Source organism: Pseudomonas sp. GW460-LB5 (assembly GCF_059423245.1).
The window spans coordinates 50,670-66,264 of the sequence record NZ_JBWKXT010000034.1 but is presented as its reverse complement, the minus strand read 5'-3'; the positions used below and the strand labels follow the sequence as shown (position 1 = coordinate 66,264).

The following is a 15,595-nucleotide window of genomic DNA, read 5'->3' as shown; positions in this document are numbered from 1 at the left end:
GCTTTGCAGCCCTTTCGCGACGCAAGGCCGCTCCCACAGCGTGCGTGCAAATCCTGCGATTCCCTGTCATAAAAAACCCCGTCACGTTGATGGCAGATGGCCTACGCTGTGCTTGTCTGGGTCGATTTGCGCCTTATCTGCTCTGTGACAGGGACTCCATGAAGGGACATCGCACACTCGAAGCGCCAAAGTTGCTCGGCATCACTTGGCCCTTCATCGCCGTTGTGGTCTTCCAGGTGGCACTCGGTAGCCTCAGCCTTTATACGCTGTCGGCCGTGCGTGCCTATGTCGCGGGCGAAAGCCTGTGGTCCAAGGCGCAGAAAGACGCCATCTATTACCTGAACCTGTACGCCGACACCCGCGACGAAAGCACCTACCAGCGTTATCGCCAGGCCATTACCGTGCCCCAGGGTGACCACCAGCTACGCGAGGTGCTTGACCACCCCAGCCCCGACCTGGCTGCCGCGCGCCAAGCTGTGCTGCAAGGCGGCAACCACTCTAACGATGTCGAACGGATCATCTGGTTCTACCGTAACTTTCGCAACATCAGCTACATGCAGACAGCCATCGACTACTGGGACATCGGCGACGACTACCTGGCCAAGCTCGATGTACTGGCCGGCGAGATGCGCCAAAGTTTTGCCAATGGCCCGGTCGACGCCCAGGCAGTCAACGCCTGGAAAGCCCGCATCGTCACCATCAACGAAGGGGTCACGCCGGCGGCCAAGGCGTTCAGCGATGCCTTGGGCGAAGGCTCGCGCATGTTGCTGCGGGTGCTGCTGATTACCAACCTGCTGACAGCGATGTTCCTCATTACCATTGCCTGGCGCCGCTCCAGCAAGCTGCTGGCCCAGCGGCAGGCATTTGCCAGCGCACTGCAGGAAGAAAAAGAGCGGGCCCAGACCACGTTGCAGGCCATTGGCGATGCGGTCATTACCACCGACGTGGATGGCTGCATCGGCTACATGAACCCAGCCGCCGAGCAACTGACGCATTGGCAGTCTGGCCAGGCCCAGGGCTTGCCGTTGTCGGCGCTGTTCAGCCTGGTGGACGAGCAGGCCGAGGAAGATGGCCGCAGCCTGGTCGAGCAGGTACTGAGTGGCAGCCTCAAGGGCGGCGCCGAGCATGCCCGGCTGATCCAGCGCCTGGATGGCAGCACCGTGTCGATCAACCTGGTGGGCTCGCCGATCGTCAGTAACGGCCAGCTCAGTGGCATCGTCCTGGTGCTGCATGACATGACCCAGGAGCGGCAGTACATCGCCAACCTGTCCTGGCAGGCTACCCATGACGCCCTGACCGGGCTGGCCAACCGCCGTGAGTTCGAATACCGCCTGGAGCAGGCGCTGAACGGCCTGGCGCGCCAGGCCGGGCGGCATTCGCTGATGTTCCTTGACCTTGACCAGTTCAAGCTGGTGAACGACACCTGCGGGCATGCCGCTGGCGACGAATTGTTGCGGCACATCTGCGCTGTGCTGCAATCGGGCCTGCGCGAAGGCGATACCCTGGCGCGGCTGGGTGGCGATGAGTTTGGCGTGCTGCTGGAAAACTGCCCGCCCGAGCAGGCCGAGCGCATTGCCGAGCAGTTGCGCCAGATGGTGCAGAGCTTGCACTTTGTGTGGAAGGGGCGGCCGTTCGTCACCACGGTCAGCGTCGGCCTGGTGCACATGGCCCAGGCACCTGGCACCCTGGAGACCTCGCTGCGGGCCGCCGACATGGCTTGCTACATGGCCAAGGAGAAGGGCCGCAACCGCGTACAGGTGTACCACACCGACGACAGCGAGCTGTCCATGCGTTTTGGCGAAATGGCCTGGATCCAGCGCTTGCACGTGGCTCTGGAAGAAAACCGCTTCTGCCTCTACGCACAGGAAATAGCGCCGCTGAAAGCCTTTGAAGGCCCAGGCCATGTCGAAATCCTGCTGCGCCTGCACGACGAAAGTGGCCGCACCATCCTGCCCAGCAGCTTCATTCCTGCGGCCGAGCGCTATGGCCTGATGACTGCGCTGGACCGTTGGGTGGTGCGCAATGTGTTCCAGGTTGTGCGCCAATGCCTGGACGAAGGCCGCGAAGGGCCGCTGTCGACCTGCGCGATCAACCTGTCAGGGTCGAGCATTGGCGATGACAAGTTCCTTGAATACCTGCAGCGGTTGTTTGTCGAGTATGCCATTCCGCCGCGGATGATCTGTTTCGAAATCACTGAAACCAGCGCGATTGCCAACCTGGGCAGTGCCATTCGCTTCATCAACGAGTTGAAGGGGCTGGGCTGCCGCTTTTCGCTGGATGACTTCTGCGCCGGCATGTCGTCGTTCGCCTACCTCAAGCATTTGCCGGTGGATTACTTGAAGATCGACGGCAGTTTCGTCAAGGACATGCTCGACGACCCGATCAACCGGGCCATGGTCGAGGTCATCAACCACATCGGCCATGTCATGGGTAAACGCACTATCGCCGAGTTCGTCGAAACACCCTTGATCGAGCAGGCCCTGCAGGAAATAGGCGTGGATTACGCCCAGGGTTACCTGATCGAGCGCCCCCAGGTGTTCACCTGTGACAGTCTGCAGCGCCAACGGATTGCCGCCCGGCCTCTGTTGCAGCGGGCACCTGGCACATTTCGCTAGCGAGAAATCACAAGGATCAAGGAGCTGAAAGTGATTGATGCATTCGTTCGTATCGGGCCTCTGATGGACCCCGCCAGCTACCCCCAATGGGCCCAGCAACTGATTGAAGACTGCCGGGAGAGCAAGCGCCGGGTGGTGGAGCATGAGTTCTACGCTCGCCTGCGCGACGGCCAGCTCAAGCAGTCGACCATTCGTCAGTACCTGATCGGTGGCTGGCCGGTGGTGGAGCAGTTCTCTCTGTACATGGCCCATAACCTGACCAAGACCCGCTATGGCCGCCATCAGGGCGAAGACATGGCGCGGCGCTGGCTGATGCGCAACATCCGCGTCGAGCTCAACCATGCCGACTACTGGGTGAACTGGTGCCAGGCCCATGGTGTGCACCTGCATGATTTGCAGGCCCAGGAAGTGCCACCCGAGCTGAACGGCCTGAACGACTGGTGCTGGCGCGTGTGCGCCACCGAGAACCTGGCCATTTCCATGGCAGCGACCAACTACGCCATCGAGGGTGCGACCGGGGAATGGTCGGCGGTGGTGTGCTCGACCGATACCTACGCCCAAGGCTTCCCGGAAGACCAGCGCAAGCGGGCGATGAAGTGGTTGAAAATGCATGCCCAGTACGATGATGCGCACCCTTGGGAGGCGCTGGAAATCATCTGTACCCTGGCCGGCGAGAACCCGAGCCTTGGGCTGCGTACCGAGTTGCGCAGGGCGATTTGCAAGAGTTACGACTGCATGTACCTGTTCCTGGAGCGGTGCATGCAGCTGGAGAGCCGCCAGCAAGGCCGTTTGCGCCCGGCGTTGGCGGCCGGCTGATCTTTCGCCTGTACTGGCCCTATCGCCGGCAAGCCAGCTCCCACAGGGATTCCACATTGCCCTGGCCTGCGGTGATCCTGTGGGAGCTGGCTTGCCGGCGATAGGGCCAGGACAGGCAAAAAAGCTTATTGGGCGTTGAGAGCCTGCCCATTCACCTCTTTGCTGTCCGGCCCCATCAGGTACAGATACACCGGCATGATCTCTTCAGGCAGCGGGTTGTTCTGCGGGTTTTCGCTGGGGTAAGCCTGGGCCCGCATCGCTGTGCGCGTGGCGCCCGGGTTGATGCTGTTGGAGCGCACGGGTGCCACGCCTTCCAGTTCGTCAGCCAGGGTCTGCATCAGGCCTTCGGTCGCGAACTTCGACACGCCATAGGCGCCCCAGTAGGCCCGGCCTTTGCGGCCGACGCTGCTGCTGGTGAACACCACCGAGGCGTCTTCCGACAGCTTCAGCAGGGGCAGCAGGGTGCTGGTGAGCATGAAGGTGGCATCGACGTTGATGTGCATCACGCGCATGAAGTTGTCGCCCGACAACTGCTCCAGCGGCGTGCGCGGGCCAATGATCGAGGCGTTGTTCAGCAGGCCGTCCAGGCGGCCGAACTGGTCTTCGATCATCACTGCCAGCTCGTCGTACTGGTGGGGCAGGGCGGTTTCCAGGTTGAACGGGATGACCACCGGTTGCGGGTGTCCGGCGGCTTCGATCTGGTCGTAGACCTCGTTCAGGTTGGCCTCGGTCTTGCCCAGCAGTAGCACGGTGGCGCCCAGTGCAGCGTAAGCCTTTGCGGCCGCGGCACCAATGCCGCGGCCGGCGCCGGTAACCAGGATGACCCGGCCTTGCAGCAGGTCGGGACGGGCGGTGTAGTCGAACATTGTGTATTCCCTGTCTCTAGTTCAGCAGCCACACAGCGCGCTGTCGATCACTTTGCGCAGTTCCAGCGGGTGGTCCACCACCACGTCGGCACCCCAGTTGTTGGGGTTGTCCTCTGGATGAATATAGCCGTAACGCACCGCAGCCGTGCGCGTGCCAGCGTCGCGGCCAGACTCGATGTCGCGCAGGTCGTCGCCAACGAACAGCACGCTGGCAGGGTCCAGGCCCAGGGTGGTGCAGGCCAGGGTCAGCGGCTCGGGGTCAGGCTTGCTGTTCTTCACGTGGTCCGGGCAGATCAGCAGTGCCGAGCGCTCGGCCAGGCCCAGCTGCTGCATGATCGGCTCGGCGAAGCGTACCGGCTTGTTGGTGACCACGCCCCACAGCAGGTTGCCTTTTTCGATGTCAGCCAGCAGCTCGGCCATGCCGTCGAACAGCTTGCTGTGGACCGCGCAGTCGCGTTGGTAGCGCTCCAGAAACTCCAGGCGCAGGGCCTCGAAGCCCTCGGCTTCCGGGTCCATGGCAAACGCAGTGGCAACCATGGCGCGGGCGCCGCCAGAGATCACGCCACGGATCAGGTGGTCGTCAACGGCTGGCAGGCCGCGCTCGGCGAGCATGGCCTGGCAAATGGCGATGAAGTCCGGCGCCGTGTCGAGCAAGGTGCCGTCCATGTCGAAGAGTACTGCTCGCAAACGCATGCTCATTCCTCGCGCAGGGTCTGGATCATGTAGTTGACGTCGACGTCGCTGTTGAGCTTGTAGTGCTTGGTCAGCGGGTTATAGGTGAGGCCAATGATGTCCTTCACCTGCAGGCCGGCATCACGGCTCCAGGCGCCCAGTTCGGACGGGCGGATGAACTTCTTGAAGTCATGGGTGCCGCGCGGCAGCATCTTCAGGATGTACTCGGCGCCGACGATGGCCAGCAGGTAGGCCTTGGGGTTGCGGTTGATGGTGGAGAAGAACACCTGGCCGCCTGGCTTGACCATACGGTAGCAGGCGCGAATCACCGAGGACGGGTCGGGGACGTGTTCGAGCATTTCCAGGCAGGTGACAACGTCGAACTGTTCAGGCATTTCTTCGGCCAGGGCTTCGGCGGTGATCTGCCGGTACTCCACCTGTACGCCCGACTCCAGCTGGTGCAGCTGGGCCACCGCCAGTGGTGCCTCGCCCATGTCGATACCGGTTACCGTGGCGCCGCGCAGGGCCATGGCTTCGCTGAGGATGCCGCCGCCGCAGCCTACGTCCAGCACTTTCTTGCCGGCCAGGCTGGCCCGCTCGTCGATCCAGTTGACGCGTAGCGGGTTGATTTCGTGCAGCGGCTTGAACTCGCTTTCGCGGTCCCACCAACGGTGGGCCAGCGCTTCGAACTTGGCGATTTCGGCGCGGTCGACGTTGCTCATTGAACAGTCCTCTGAAACTTCGCAAAATTGGGCCGGAGTATACCCGAGCGCTCGGCCCCCAGGCTCGCTATAATCGCCGGCTTTTGACATGCGAACCACGGGGAGAGGCGATGCGCGAGCGACTTTTGGCGGCGGAGAAGGTGACCGGGATCCGCTGGCAGGGCGGCATCTTGCACCTGCTCGACCAGCGCCTGCTGCCGTCGGAGGAACGCTGGCTGGCCTGCGACAATGTTGCGCAGGTGGCGGCGGCAATCCGCGACATGGCGGTGCGCGGCGCCTCGGCCATTGGTATTGCCGCGGCCTACGGCCTGGTATTGGCCCTGGAAGAGCGGCTGGCCGAGGGTGGCGACTGGGAAATGGACCTGGAAGAAGACTACCTCACCCTTGCCGAAGCACGCCCCACGGCGGCCAACCTGTTCTGGGCGCTGAACCGCATGCGCGAACGCCTGCTGCGCCTGCGCCCTGATGAAGACGTGCTGGCCGTGCTGGAGGCAGAGGCCGTGGCCATCCACGAAAGCGACCGTGAAGCCAACCTGACCATGGCCCAGCAAGGTATCGAGCTGATCCGTCGTCATCAGGGCAATGCCCAGGCCCTGCTCACCTACGGCAATGCCGGTGCCCTGGCCAGCGGCGGTTTTGGCACCGCCCTGGGGGTGATTCGCGCCGGCTACCTGGAGGGCATGGTCGAGCGGGTGTACGCCGGCGAGACTCGCCCCTGGTTGCAAGGCTCGCGCCTGACCGCCTGGGAGCTGGCCAACGAAGGCATCCCGGTAACGCTCTGTGCCGACTCGGCGCTGGCGCACCTGATGAAGAGCAAGGGCATCACCTGGGTGGTGGTGGGGGCGGACTGCATTGCTGCCAATGGTGACGTGGCCAGCAAGATCGGCACTTACCAGCTGGCGGTCAGTGCCATGCACCACGGCGTGCGCTTCATGGTGGTGGCGCCGAGCACCAGCATCGACCTGAACCTGGCCACCGGCGAGGATATCCCGCTGGAAGAGCGTGACGCCGACGAGTGGCTGGACTTTGGCGGTGCCCCGGCGGTACCGGATGTCGAAGTGTTCAACCCGGTGTTCGATGTGACCCCGGCCGACTTGATCGACGTGATCGTGACCGAGCGGGGCATCGTAGAGCGCCCGGATACCGCCAAGCTGGCCCAGTTGATTTGCCGCAAGCGGCTGCATTGAGAGCGTAAGGCGATAGACGTCTGTCGTTTTTAGATCGAGCGCCGCCCGCGCGGCGCATCGCGAGCTGTGCTCGCTCCTACGTTTGTTTCGGGCCAATTTTTCCTGTGCCGTTTGCGCGCGGCCCCCTTGGCGCATGGCACGCTATCGTGCCGTACAAAAATGGCGGTCGCGCACGCCTGTCACAGGCTTGACTGGCCCGAAACAAACGTAGGAGCGAGCGTAGCTCGCGATGCGCCGCGCGGGCGGCGCTCGTTCTCCCAGGCGACACAATATTCAAGGCAAGCACCCCGTGCCACCTCTCCCCACCGCCCCCGCCTTTGTGATAACATCCGGCAGTTTCCAAGACCGCTCATCACGGCGGCCTTCATTGCGCAGATCCATGGCACAACTCATTGATTTGTCGTAAGTCGTCGCACCCTTATGCGCTGCGGCGGCGAGCTTCGTTCGGCCCTTGATGGAGCTGCGAAGTTTCACCAGAAAAAGGAATCAGGCTTCTCATGGGCGAACTGGCCAAAGAAATCCTCCCGGTCAATATCGAAGACGAACTGAGACAGTCTTACCTCGACTACGCGATGAGCGTGATTGTCGGGCGAGCGCTGCCCGATGCGCGTGACGGCTTGAAGCCCGTGCATCGTCGCGTTCTCTATGCGATGAGCGAACTGGGCAACGACTGGAACAAGCCGTACAAGAAATCCGCCCGTGTGGTCGGTGACGTGATCGGTAAGTACCACCCGCACGGCGACACTGCGGTCTACGACACCATCGTGCGTATGGCCCAGCCGTTCTCGCTGCGCTACCTGCTGGTCGATGGTCAGGGCAACTTCGGTTCGGTGGACGGCGACAACGCTGCGGCCATGCGATACACCGAAGTGCGCATGACCAAGCTGGCTCACGAGCTGCTGGCCGACCTGCACAAGGAAACCGTCGACTGGGTGCCCAACTATGACGGCACCGAGCAGATCCCGGCGGTCATGCCGACCCGTATTCCCAACCTGCTGGTCAACGGATCCAGCGGTATCGCCGTGGGCATGGCGACCAACATTCCGCCACACAACCTCGGTGAAGTGATCGACGGCTGCCTGGCGCTGATCGACAACCCCGAAGTCACCATCGATGAGCTGATGCAGTTCATCCCTGGGCCGGACTTCCCGACTGCCGGTATCATCAACGGCCGTCAGGGCATCATCGAGGCCTATCGTACCGGTCGTGGCCGCATCTACATGCGTGCCCGCTCCGAAATCGAAGACATCGACAAGGTTGGCGGCCGTCAGCAGATCGTCGTGACCGAGCTGCCGTACCAGCTGAACAAGGCGCGCCTCATCGAGAAGATCGCCGAGCTGGTAAAAGAGAAGAAGATCGAAGGCATCACCGAGCTGCGCGACGAGTCCGACAAGGACGGCATGCGCATCGTCATCGAGCTGCGCCGCGGCGAGGTGCCGGAAGTGGTGCTCAACAACCTCTACCAGCAAACCCAGCTGCAGAGCGTGTTCGGCATCAACGTGGTCGCCCTGATCGACGGCCGTCCGCGTTTGCTCAACCTCAAGGACCTGCTCGAAGCGTTCGTCCGTCACCGCCGTGAAGTGGTGACACGCCGTACCGTATTCGAGCTGCGCAAGGCCCGTGAGCGTGGCCACATCCTTGAAGGCCAGGCGGTTGCACTGTCCAACATCGACCCGGTCATCGCCCTGATCAAGGCGTCGCCAACCCCGTCCGAGGCCAAGGAAGCCCTGGTTTCCACGCCGTGGGAATCCAGTGCCGTGCAGGTCATGGTCGAGCGCGCCGGCGCCGATTCCTGCCGCCCTGAGGACCTGCCGGAGCAGTACGGCCTGCATGACGGCAAGTACTTCCTGTCGCCGGAACAGGCCCAGGCCATCCTCGACCTGCGCCTGCACCGCCTGACCGGCCTTGAGCACGAGAAGCTGCTGGCCGAGTACCAGGAAATCCTCGAGCAGATCGGCGAGCTGATCCGCATCCTCAGCAGCGCAGAGCGCCTGATGGAAGTGATCCGCGAAGAGCTGGAAGCCATCCGTGCCGAATACGGCGATGTGCGCCGCACCGAAATTCTCAATGCCAGCCACGACCTCAACTACGGCGACATGATCCCGGAAGAAGAGCGCGTGGTCACCATCTCCCACGGTGGTTATGCCAAGACCCAGCCATTGTCCGCTTATCAGGCCCAGCGCCGTGGCGGTAAAGGCAAGTCGGCGACCGGCGTGAAGGACGAGGACTACATCGAGCACCTGTTGGTCGCCAACAGCCATGCCACCCTGTTGCTGTTCTCCAGCAAGGGCAAGGTGTACTGGAAGAAGACCTACGAAATCCCCGAAGCGTCCCGCGCTGCCCGTGGTCGCCCGCTGGTCAACCTGCTGCCGCTGGAGGAAGGTGAGCGCATCACCGCCATGCTGCAGATCGACCTCGAAGCGCTGCAGCAGAACGCTGACCTTGACGAAGAGCTGGAAGACGCTGATGACACCGTGCTTGAGGGTGAGCTGGTAGAGGCCGAGGAAGTCGACGAGGAAGATGGCGACACCGCAGAGTGGGTGGCAGAGCCGACAGGCGCCTACATCTTCATGGCCACGGCCTCCGGTACCGTCAAGAAAACCCCGCTGGTGCAGTTCGCCCGCCCACGCTCCAACGGCCTGATCGCCCTGAAGCTGAAGGAAGGTGACACCCTGATTGCGGCGGCCATCACTGACGGCGCCAAAGAAGTCATGATGTTCTCCGACGCCGGCAAGGTCATCCGTTTCGCCGAGAGCGTAGTGCGTGAAATGGGCCGTACTGCCCGTGGTGTTCGCGGCATGAAGCTGGGCAAAGGCCAGCAGATCATTTCGATGCTGATCCCGGAATCCGGTTCGCAGATTCTCACTGCCTCCGAGCGTGGCTTCGGCAAGCGCACCCCGCTGTCCAAGTTCCCGCGTCGCGGCCGTGGTGGCCAGGGCGTGATTGCCATGGGTACCAAAGGGCGCAACGGCCTGCTGATCGGTGCTATCCAGGTGCAGGAAGGCGAGGAGATCATGCTGATTTCCGACCAGGGCACCCTGGTGCGCACCCGTGTTGGCGAAGTGTCCAGCCTGAGCCGTAACACCCAGGGTGTGACGCTTATCAAGCTGGCGGCGGATGAAACACTGGTGGGCCTGGAGCGGATCCAGGAGCCGTCCGAGGACGAACTCGATGAAGTGATCGAGGTGGACGAGGAGGGCACCGAGGCTGAAGCGCCAGACAATGAAGACGCTGCGGGTGCCGAAGAGGCCCCGCAGGAGTAAGCGAGCGTAAACCCGGACGGGGCGACCAAGGTCGCCCCGTTTGCCTGTGTAGGCGCGGGCTTGCCCGCGATGCAGGCGCCACCGATCCTGCATGGAATGTGGCCACCGAATTATGATTTTGTTCTATTTGGCAGAGCGAGAGTGGATGTGAGCAAACGAGCCTTTAACTTCTGCGCAGGCCCTGCCGCGCTTCCTGATGCTGTGTTGCAGCGCGCCCAGGCCGAGATGCTGGACTGGCGCGGCAAGGGCTTGTCGGTGATGGAAATGAGCCATCGCAGCGACGACTACGTGGCCATCGCCGAAAAGGCCGAGCAGGACCTGCGCGACCTGCTGTCCGTCCCCTCCAACTACAAGGTGCTGTTCCTGCAGGGCGGCGCCAGCCAGCAGTTCGCCGAAATTCCGCTGAACCTGCTGCCGGAAAACGGCACTGCCGACTACATCGAAACCGGTATCTGGTCGAAAAAGGCCATCGAAGAAGCGCGCCGCTTCGGCCACATCAACGTCGCCGCCAGTGCCAAGCCCTACGACTACCTGAGCATCCCTGGCCAGAACGACTGGAATCTGACCAAAAACGCCGCCTATGTGCACTATGCGTCCAACGAGACCATTGGTGGCCTGCAGTTTGACTGGGTGCCGCAGACTGGTGATGTGCCCCTGGTGGTCGACATGTCCTCCGACATTCTCTCGCGCCCCATCGACGTGTCGCAGTTCGGCCTGATCTACGCCGGCGCGCAGAAGAACATCGGCCCCAGCGGCCTGGTGGTGGTCATCGTTCGCGAAGACCTGCTGGGCCATGCCCGCAGCAGCTGCCCGACCATGCTCGACTACAAGGTCTCGGCTGACAACGGCTCGATGTACAACACCCCGGCCACTTATTCCTGGTACCTCTCGGGCCTGGTCTTCGAATGGTTGAAGGAGCAGGGTGGCGTCGACGCCATGGAGCAGCGCAACCGCGCCAAGAAAGACCGCCTGTACGGCTTCATCGACAACAGCGATTTCTACACCAACCCGATCAGCGTCAACGCCCGTTCGTGGATGAACGTGCCGTTCCGCCTGGCTGACGAGCGCCTGGACAAGGCCTTCCTCGCCGGCGCTGATGCCCGTGGCCTGCTCAACCTCAAGGGCCACCGTTCGGTGGGCGGTATGCGCGCTTCCATCTACAACGCCCTGGGCCTTGAGGCTGTGGAAGCCTTGGTTGGCTACATGGCTGAATTCGAGAAGGAGCACGGCTGATGTCCGAACAGGAACTCAAGGCGCTGCGCGTACGCATCGACAGCCTCGACGAAAAGATTCTCGAGCTGATCAGCGACCGTGCCCGTTGCGCTGAAGAAGTCGCCCGGGTCAAGACCGCCTCGCTGAAAGAAGGCGAGAAGCCGGTGTTCTACCGTCCCGAACGTGAGGCCGCAGTGCTCAAGCGCGTGATGGAGCGCAACAAGGGGCCCCTGGGCAACGAAGAGATGGCGCGTTTGTTCCGCGAAATCATGTCGTCGTGCCTGGCCCTTGAAGAGCCGCTGAAAATCGCCTATCTCGGCCCAGAGGGTACCTTCACCCAGGCCGCAGCCATGAAGCACTTCGGTCACGCGGTGATCAGCCGGCCAATGGCCGCTATCGACGAAGTGTTCCGCGAAGTGGCGGCCGGTGCCGTCAACTTTGGCGTGGTGCCGGTGGAAAACTCCACCGAAGGTGCTGTCAGCCACACGCTGGACAGCTTCCTTGAGCACGACATGGTGATTTGCGGTGAAGTCGAGCTGCGCATCCACCATCATCTGCTGGTAGGCGAAAACACCAAGACCGACAGCATCACCCGCATCTACTCCCACGCCCAGTCGCTGGCCCAGTGCCGCAAGTGGCTGGACGCCCACTACCCGAACGTGGAGCGCGTGGCCGTGTCGAGCAATGCCGAGGCGGCCAAGCGGGTCAAGGGTGAGTGGAACTCGGCGGCGATCGCCGGTGACATGGCGGCCAACCTGTATGGTTTGACCCGCCTGGCCGAAAAGATTGAAGACCGCCCGGACAACTCCACGCGCTTCCTGATGATCGGCAGCCAGGAAGTGCCGCCGACTGGCGATGACAAGACCTCGATCATTGTCTCGATGAGCAACAAGCCAGGTGCCTTGCACGAGTTGCTGGTGCCGTTCCACCAGAACGGCATCGACCTGACCCGCATCGAGACCCGCCCGTCGCGCAGTGGCAAGTGGACCTACGTGTTCTTCATCGACTTCGTTGGCCACCACCGCGACCCGCTGATCAAGGCGGTGCTCGAGCAGATCAGCCAGGAGGCGGTGGCGCTGAAGGTGCTGGGCTCTTATCCGAAGGCGGTGCTTTGATTCAAGGCCCTTGGGGCTGCTTTGCAGCCCTTTCGCGGCACAAGGCCGCTCCTGCAGGGTCCTTGTAGGAGCGGCCTTGTGCCGCGAAAGGGTCGCGAAGCGGCGCCGTAGGGTCCAGCAGGCTGTCCAGATTTCAGAACAGGGTTCGCACCAGTGGTAAAAGCAGCAAAAACCAAACCTGAGCCGATCATCAACCGCCTGGTCGTGGTCGGCCTCGGCCTGATCGGTGGTTCGTTCGCCAAGGGCCTGCGTGAAAGCGGCCTGTGCCGCGAAGTGGTCGGTGTCGACCTGGACGCGCCTTCGCGCAAGCAGGCCGTGGCCCTGGGCGTGGTCGACCGCTGCGAAGAAGACCTCGCCGCAGCCTGTGTTGGTGCCGATGTCATCCAGCTGGCCGTACCCATCCTGGCCATGGAAAAAGTCCTGGCCGTCCTGGCCCGGCTCGATCTGGGCGATGCGATCATTACCGATGTTGGCAGTGCCAAGGGTAATGTCGTCCGTGAGGCGCGTTCGGTCTTCGGGCAGCGGCTGCCACGCTTCGTCCCTGGGCACCCCATCGCCGGTTCCGAGCAAAGCGGCGTGGAGGCTTCCAATGCCGCCCTGTTCCGTAGGCACAAGGTGATTTTGACGCCGCTGGCCGAAACCGACCCGGCCGCGCTGGCCTTGGTCGACCGGCTGTGGCGTGCGCTGGATGCCGACGTGGAGCACATGTCGGTCGAGCGCCATGACGAGGTGCTGGCAGCCACCAGTCACTTGCCGCACCTGCTGGCCTTTGGTTTGGTCGATTCGCTGGCCAAGCGCAATGAAAACCTCGAGATCTTCCGGTACGCTGCGGGAGGCTTCCGCGATTTCACAAGAATCGCCGGCAGCGACCCGACCATGTGGCATGACATCTTCCTCGCCAACCGCGACGCTGTCCTGCGCACACTCGATACATATCGCAGCGATCTCGACGCCTTGCGCGACGCGATCGCTGAAGGGGACGGGCACCAGTTGCTGGGTGTATTCACCCGTGCACGGGTTGCCCGCGAGCATTTTAGTAAAATCCTGGCCCGCCGGGCCTATGTGGACGCTATGAACGCCAACGATCTGATTTTCCTGGCCCAACCGGGTGGCCGCCTGTCCGGGCGAATCCGCGTACCGGGCGACAAGTCGATTTCCCACCGCTCGATCATGCTCGGCTCGCTGGCCGAAGGCACCACCGAAGTCGAAGGCTTCCTCGAAGGTGAAGACGCACTGGCGACTCTGCAGGCATTCCGGGACATGGGTGTGGTCATCGAAGGCCCCAACCACGGTCGCGTCACCATTCATGGTGTAGGCCTGCACGGCCTGAAGCCGCCGCCCGGGCCGCTGTATGTGGGCAACTCCGGCACCTCGATGCGCCTGCTGTCGGGCCTGTTGGCCGGCCAGTCGTTCGACGTAACCATGACTGGCGACGCTTCGCTGTCCAAGCGCCCGATGAATCGCGTGGCCAACCCGCTGCGTGAAATGGGGGCTGTGGTCGAGACCGGCCCGGAAGGGCGCCCGCCGCTGACCATCCGCGGTGGCCACAAGCTCAAAGGGTTGACCTACACGCTGCCAATGGCCAGCGCCCAGGTCAAATCCTGCCTGCTGCTGGCTGGACTGTACGCTGAAGGCAAGACCACTGTCACCGAGCCTGCGCCTACCCGTGATCACACCGAGCGCATGCTGCGTGGCTTTGGCTACACAGTCGAAAGCAACGGCCCGGTAGCTTCGCTGCAGTCCGGTGGCAAGCTGACCGCTACCCGCATCGAAGTACCGGCCGACATTTCTTCGGCAGCGTTCTTCCTGGTCGCGGCCTCCATCGCCGAAGGTTCCGAGCTGGTGCTGGAACACGTTGGCATCAACCCGACCCGTACCGGTGTCATCGATATCCTGCGCCTGATGGGGGGCGACATCACCCTGGAGAACCAGCGTGAAGTCGGCGGCGAACCAGTGGCCGACCTGCGCGTACGCGGTGCCAGGCTGAAAGGTATCGACATCCCCGAAGAGCTGGTGCCGCTGGCCATCGACGAATTCCCGGTACTGTTCGTGGCTGCCGCCTGCGCCGAAGGGCGTACCGTGCTGCGTGGCGCAGAAGAGCTGCGGGTGAAAGAGTCCGACCGTATCCAGGTCATGGCTGACGGCCTGATTACCTTGGGCATCAAGTGCGAGCCGACCCCGGACGGCATCATCATCGAGGGTGGCCAGTTGGGTGGTGGTGAAGTGCATGGCCACGGTGACCACCGTATTGCCATGGCCTTCAGTGTCGCTTCGTTGCGCGCCAGCGCGCCCATCCGCATCCACGATTGTGCCAACGTCGCCACCTCGTTCCCCAACTTCCTGGCGCTGTGCGCCGAAGTGGGTATCCGCGTGGCGGAAGAGGGCAAGTCGTGAATTCGCTGGTACCGGTCATCACCATCGACGGGCCAAGCGGCTCGGGCAAGGGCACGGTCGCCGGCCTGTTGGCCCGCGAGCTGGGCTGGAAGCTGCTGGACTCCGGCGCGCTGTACCGCTTGCTGGCGTTCAACGCCAGCAATCATGGCGTCGATCTGACCAACGAAGAGCTGCTGACCCGGCTTGCCGCCCATCTGGATGTGCAGTTCATCGCAGCCCAGCCCGGTAAGCTGCAACAGATCATCCTCGAGGGTGAGGACGTCAGTAACGTCATCCGCACCGAAACCGTTGGCGCGGGCGCGTCGATGGTCGCCTCGCTGCCGGCAGTGCGTGATGCGCTGCTGGTGCGTCAGCGTGAATTTCGCGATATGCCGGGGTTGATCGCCGATGGTCGCGACATGGGTACCGTGGTGTTCCCCGACGCGCCGTTGAAGGTCTTCCTCACTGCCAGCGCAGAGGAGCGGGCACGTCGCCGCTACCTGCAGTTGAAGGGCAAGGGGGAAGATGTTAGTCTGTCGAGTCTGCTGGATGAGATTCGTGCGCGCGATGAGCGCGACACCCAACGTGCAGTGGCCCCGCTGAAGCCGGCGGCCGATGCCATTCAGTTGGACTCTACCGAGTTGTCCATCGAGCAGGTGTTGCAACGTATCAGAAGCGAGATCGCCCAGCGCGACCTCATCTGATCGCCAGGAAAGCAGGCAGGGGCACCAGTCAACGTCCTGCCGGCTTTCCT

General features: G+C 62.9%; 11 protein-coding genes. 8 read left to right on the top strand and 3 right to left on the bottom strand.

What is annotated here, in order from left to right; genetic code table 11:
- Nucleotides 1-158 precede the first annotated feature (158 nt).
- Nucleotides 159-2,615, top strand: a complete 2,457-nt coding sequence (locus tag AC07XM_RS19915; protein ID WP_060518702.1) for an EAL domain-containing protein — start codon at nt 159-161, stop codon at nt 2,613-2,615.
- A gap of 30 nt (nt 2,616-2,645) precedes the next feature.
- Nucleotides 2,646-3,431: an iron-containing redox enzyme family protein gene (locus AC07XM_RS19910; RefSeq protein ID WP_023047425.1), complete on the top strand. Its 786-nt coding sequence runs from the start codon at nt 2,646-2,648 to the stop codon at nt 3,429-3,431.
- Nucleotides 3,432-3,556: 125 nt separating this feature from the next.
- Here AC07XM_RS19910 and AC07XM_RS19905 read toward each other — a convergent pair whose 3' ends face one another.
- Genes AC07XM_RS19905 through ubiG form a run of 3 tightly spaced genes read right to left on the bottom strand, consistent with a single transcriptional unit; the run spans nt 3,557 to nt 5,691 of the window.
- Nucleotides 3,557-4,297, bottom strand: coding sequence for a YciK family oxidoreductase (locus tag AC07XM_RS19905; protein ID WP_016485351.1), 741 nt, complete (start codon nt 4,295-4,297; stop codon nt 3,557-3,559).
- Nucleotides 4,298-4,318: 21 nt separating this feature from the next.
- Nucleotides 4,319-4,990, bottom strand: a complete 672-nt coding sequence (gene mupP / locus AC07XM_RS19900) for an N-acetylmuramic acid 6-phosphate phosphatase MupP (RefSeq protein ID WP_016485352.1) — start codon at nt 4,988-4,990, stop codon at nt 4,319-4,321.
- A 2-nt stretch (nt 4,991-4,992) separates the two neighbouring features.
- Nucleotides 4,993-5,691: a bifunctional 2-polyprenyl-6-hydroxyphenol methylase/3-demethylubiquinol 3-O-methyltransferase UbiG gene (gene ubiG / locus AC07XM_RS19895; protein ID WP_012271034.1), complete on the bottom strand. Its 699-nt coding sequence runs from the start codon at nt 5,689-5,691 to the stop codon at nt 4,993-4,995.
- A gap of 110 nt (nt 5,692-5,801) precedes the next feature.
- On the opposite strand from ubiG, the gene mtnA reads away from it, so the two are divergent.
- The 6 genes from mtnA to cmk all read left to right on the top strand — a co-directional run bounded on the left by mtnA (nt 5,802) and on the right by cmk (nt 15,545).
- On the top strand, nt 5,802-6,878 hold the full coding sequence (gene mtnA / locus AC07XM_RS19890) for an S-methyl-5-thioribose-1-phosphate isomerase (RefSeq protein ID WP_016485353.1): 1,077 nt from the start codon (nt 5,802-5,804) through the stop codon (nt 6,876-6,878).
- Nucleotides 6,879-7,375: 497 nt separating this feature from the next.
- Nucleotides 7,376-10,141 (top strand): DNA gyrase subunit A, encoded by a 2,766-nt coding sequence (gene gyrA / locus AC07XM_RS19885; protein ID WP_023047424.1) that lies wholly within the window; start codon nt 7,376-7,378, stop codon nt 10,139-10,141.
- A 147-nt stretch (nt 10,142-10,288) separates the two neighbouring features.
- Nucleotides 10,289-11,374, top strand: a complete 1,086-nt coding sequence (gene serC, locus AC07XM_RS19880; protein ID WP_024717769.1) for a 3-phosphoserine/phosphohydroxythreonine transaminase — start codon at nt 10,289-10,291, stop codon at nt 11,372-11,374.
- Nucleotides 11,374-12,468 (top strand): prephenate dehydratase, encoded by a 1,095-nt coding sequence (gene pheA / locus AC07XM_RS19875; RefSeq protein ID WP_016485356.1) that lies wholly within the window; start codon nt 11,374-11,376, stop codon nt 12,466-12,468. The genes serC and pheA overlap by 1 nt, the downstream gene beginning before the upstream one ends.
- Before the next feature lie 153 nt (nt 12,469-12,621).
- Nucleotides 12,622-14,862: a bifunctional prephenate dehydrogenase/3-phosphoshikimate 1-carboxyvinyltransferase gene (locus AC07XM_RS19870; RefSeq protein WP_016485357.1), complete on the top strand. Its 2,241-nt coding sequence runs from the start codon at nt 12,622-12,624 to the stop codon at nt 14,860-14,862.
- On the top strand, nt 14,859-15,545 hold the full coding sequence (cmk, locus tag AC07XM_RS19865) for a (d)CMP kinase (RefSeq protein ID WP_016485358.1): 687 nt from the start codon (nt 14,859-14,861) through the stop codon (nt 15,543-15,545). Before AC07XM_RS19870 ends, cmk begins: the two co-directional genes overlap by 4 nt.
- The last annotated feature ends 50 nt before the right edge of the window (nt 15,546-15,595 follow it).

What these genes read in the sequence shown, in the direction of transcription:
- AC07XM_RS19915 (WP_060518702.1), top strand. Translation starts at nt 159, where the DNA reads ATGAAGGGACATCGCACACTCGAAGCGCCAAAGTTGCTCGGCATCACT.
- AC07XM_RS19905 (WP_016485351.1), bottom strand. Translation starts at nt 4,297, where the DNA reads ATGTTCGACTACACCGCCCGTCCCGACCTGCTGCAAGGCCGGGTCATC.
- mupP (WP_016485352.1), bottom strand. Translation starts at nt 4,990, where the DNA reads ATGCGTTTGCGAGCAGTACTCTTCGACATGGACGGCACCTTGCTCGAC.
- ubiG (WP_012271034.1), bottom strand. Translation starts at nt 5,691, where the DNA reads ATGAGCAACGTCGACCGCGCCGAAATCGCCAAGTTCGAAGCGCTGGCC.
- mtnA (WP_016485353.1), top strand. Translation starts at nt 5,802, where the DNA reads ATGCGCGAGCGACTTTTGGCGGCGGAGAAGGTGACCGGGATCCGCTGG.
- gyrA (WP_023047424.1), top strand. Translation starts at nt 7,376, where the DNA reads ATGGGCGAACTGGCCAAAGAAATCCTCCCGGTCAATATCGAAGACGAA.
- pheA (WP_016485356.1), top strand. Translation starts at nt 11,374, where the DNA reads ATGTCCGAACAGGAACTCAAGGCGCTGCGCGTACGCATCGACAGCCTC.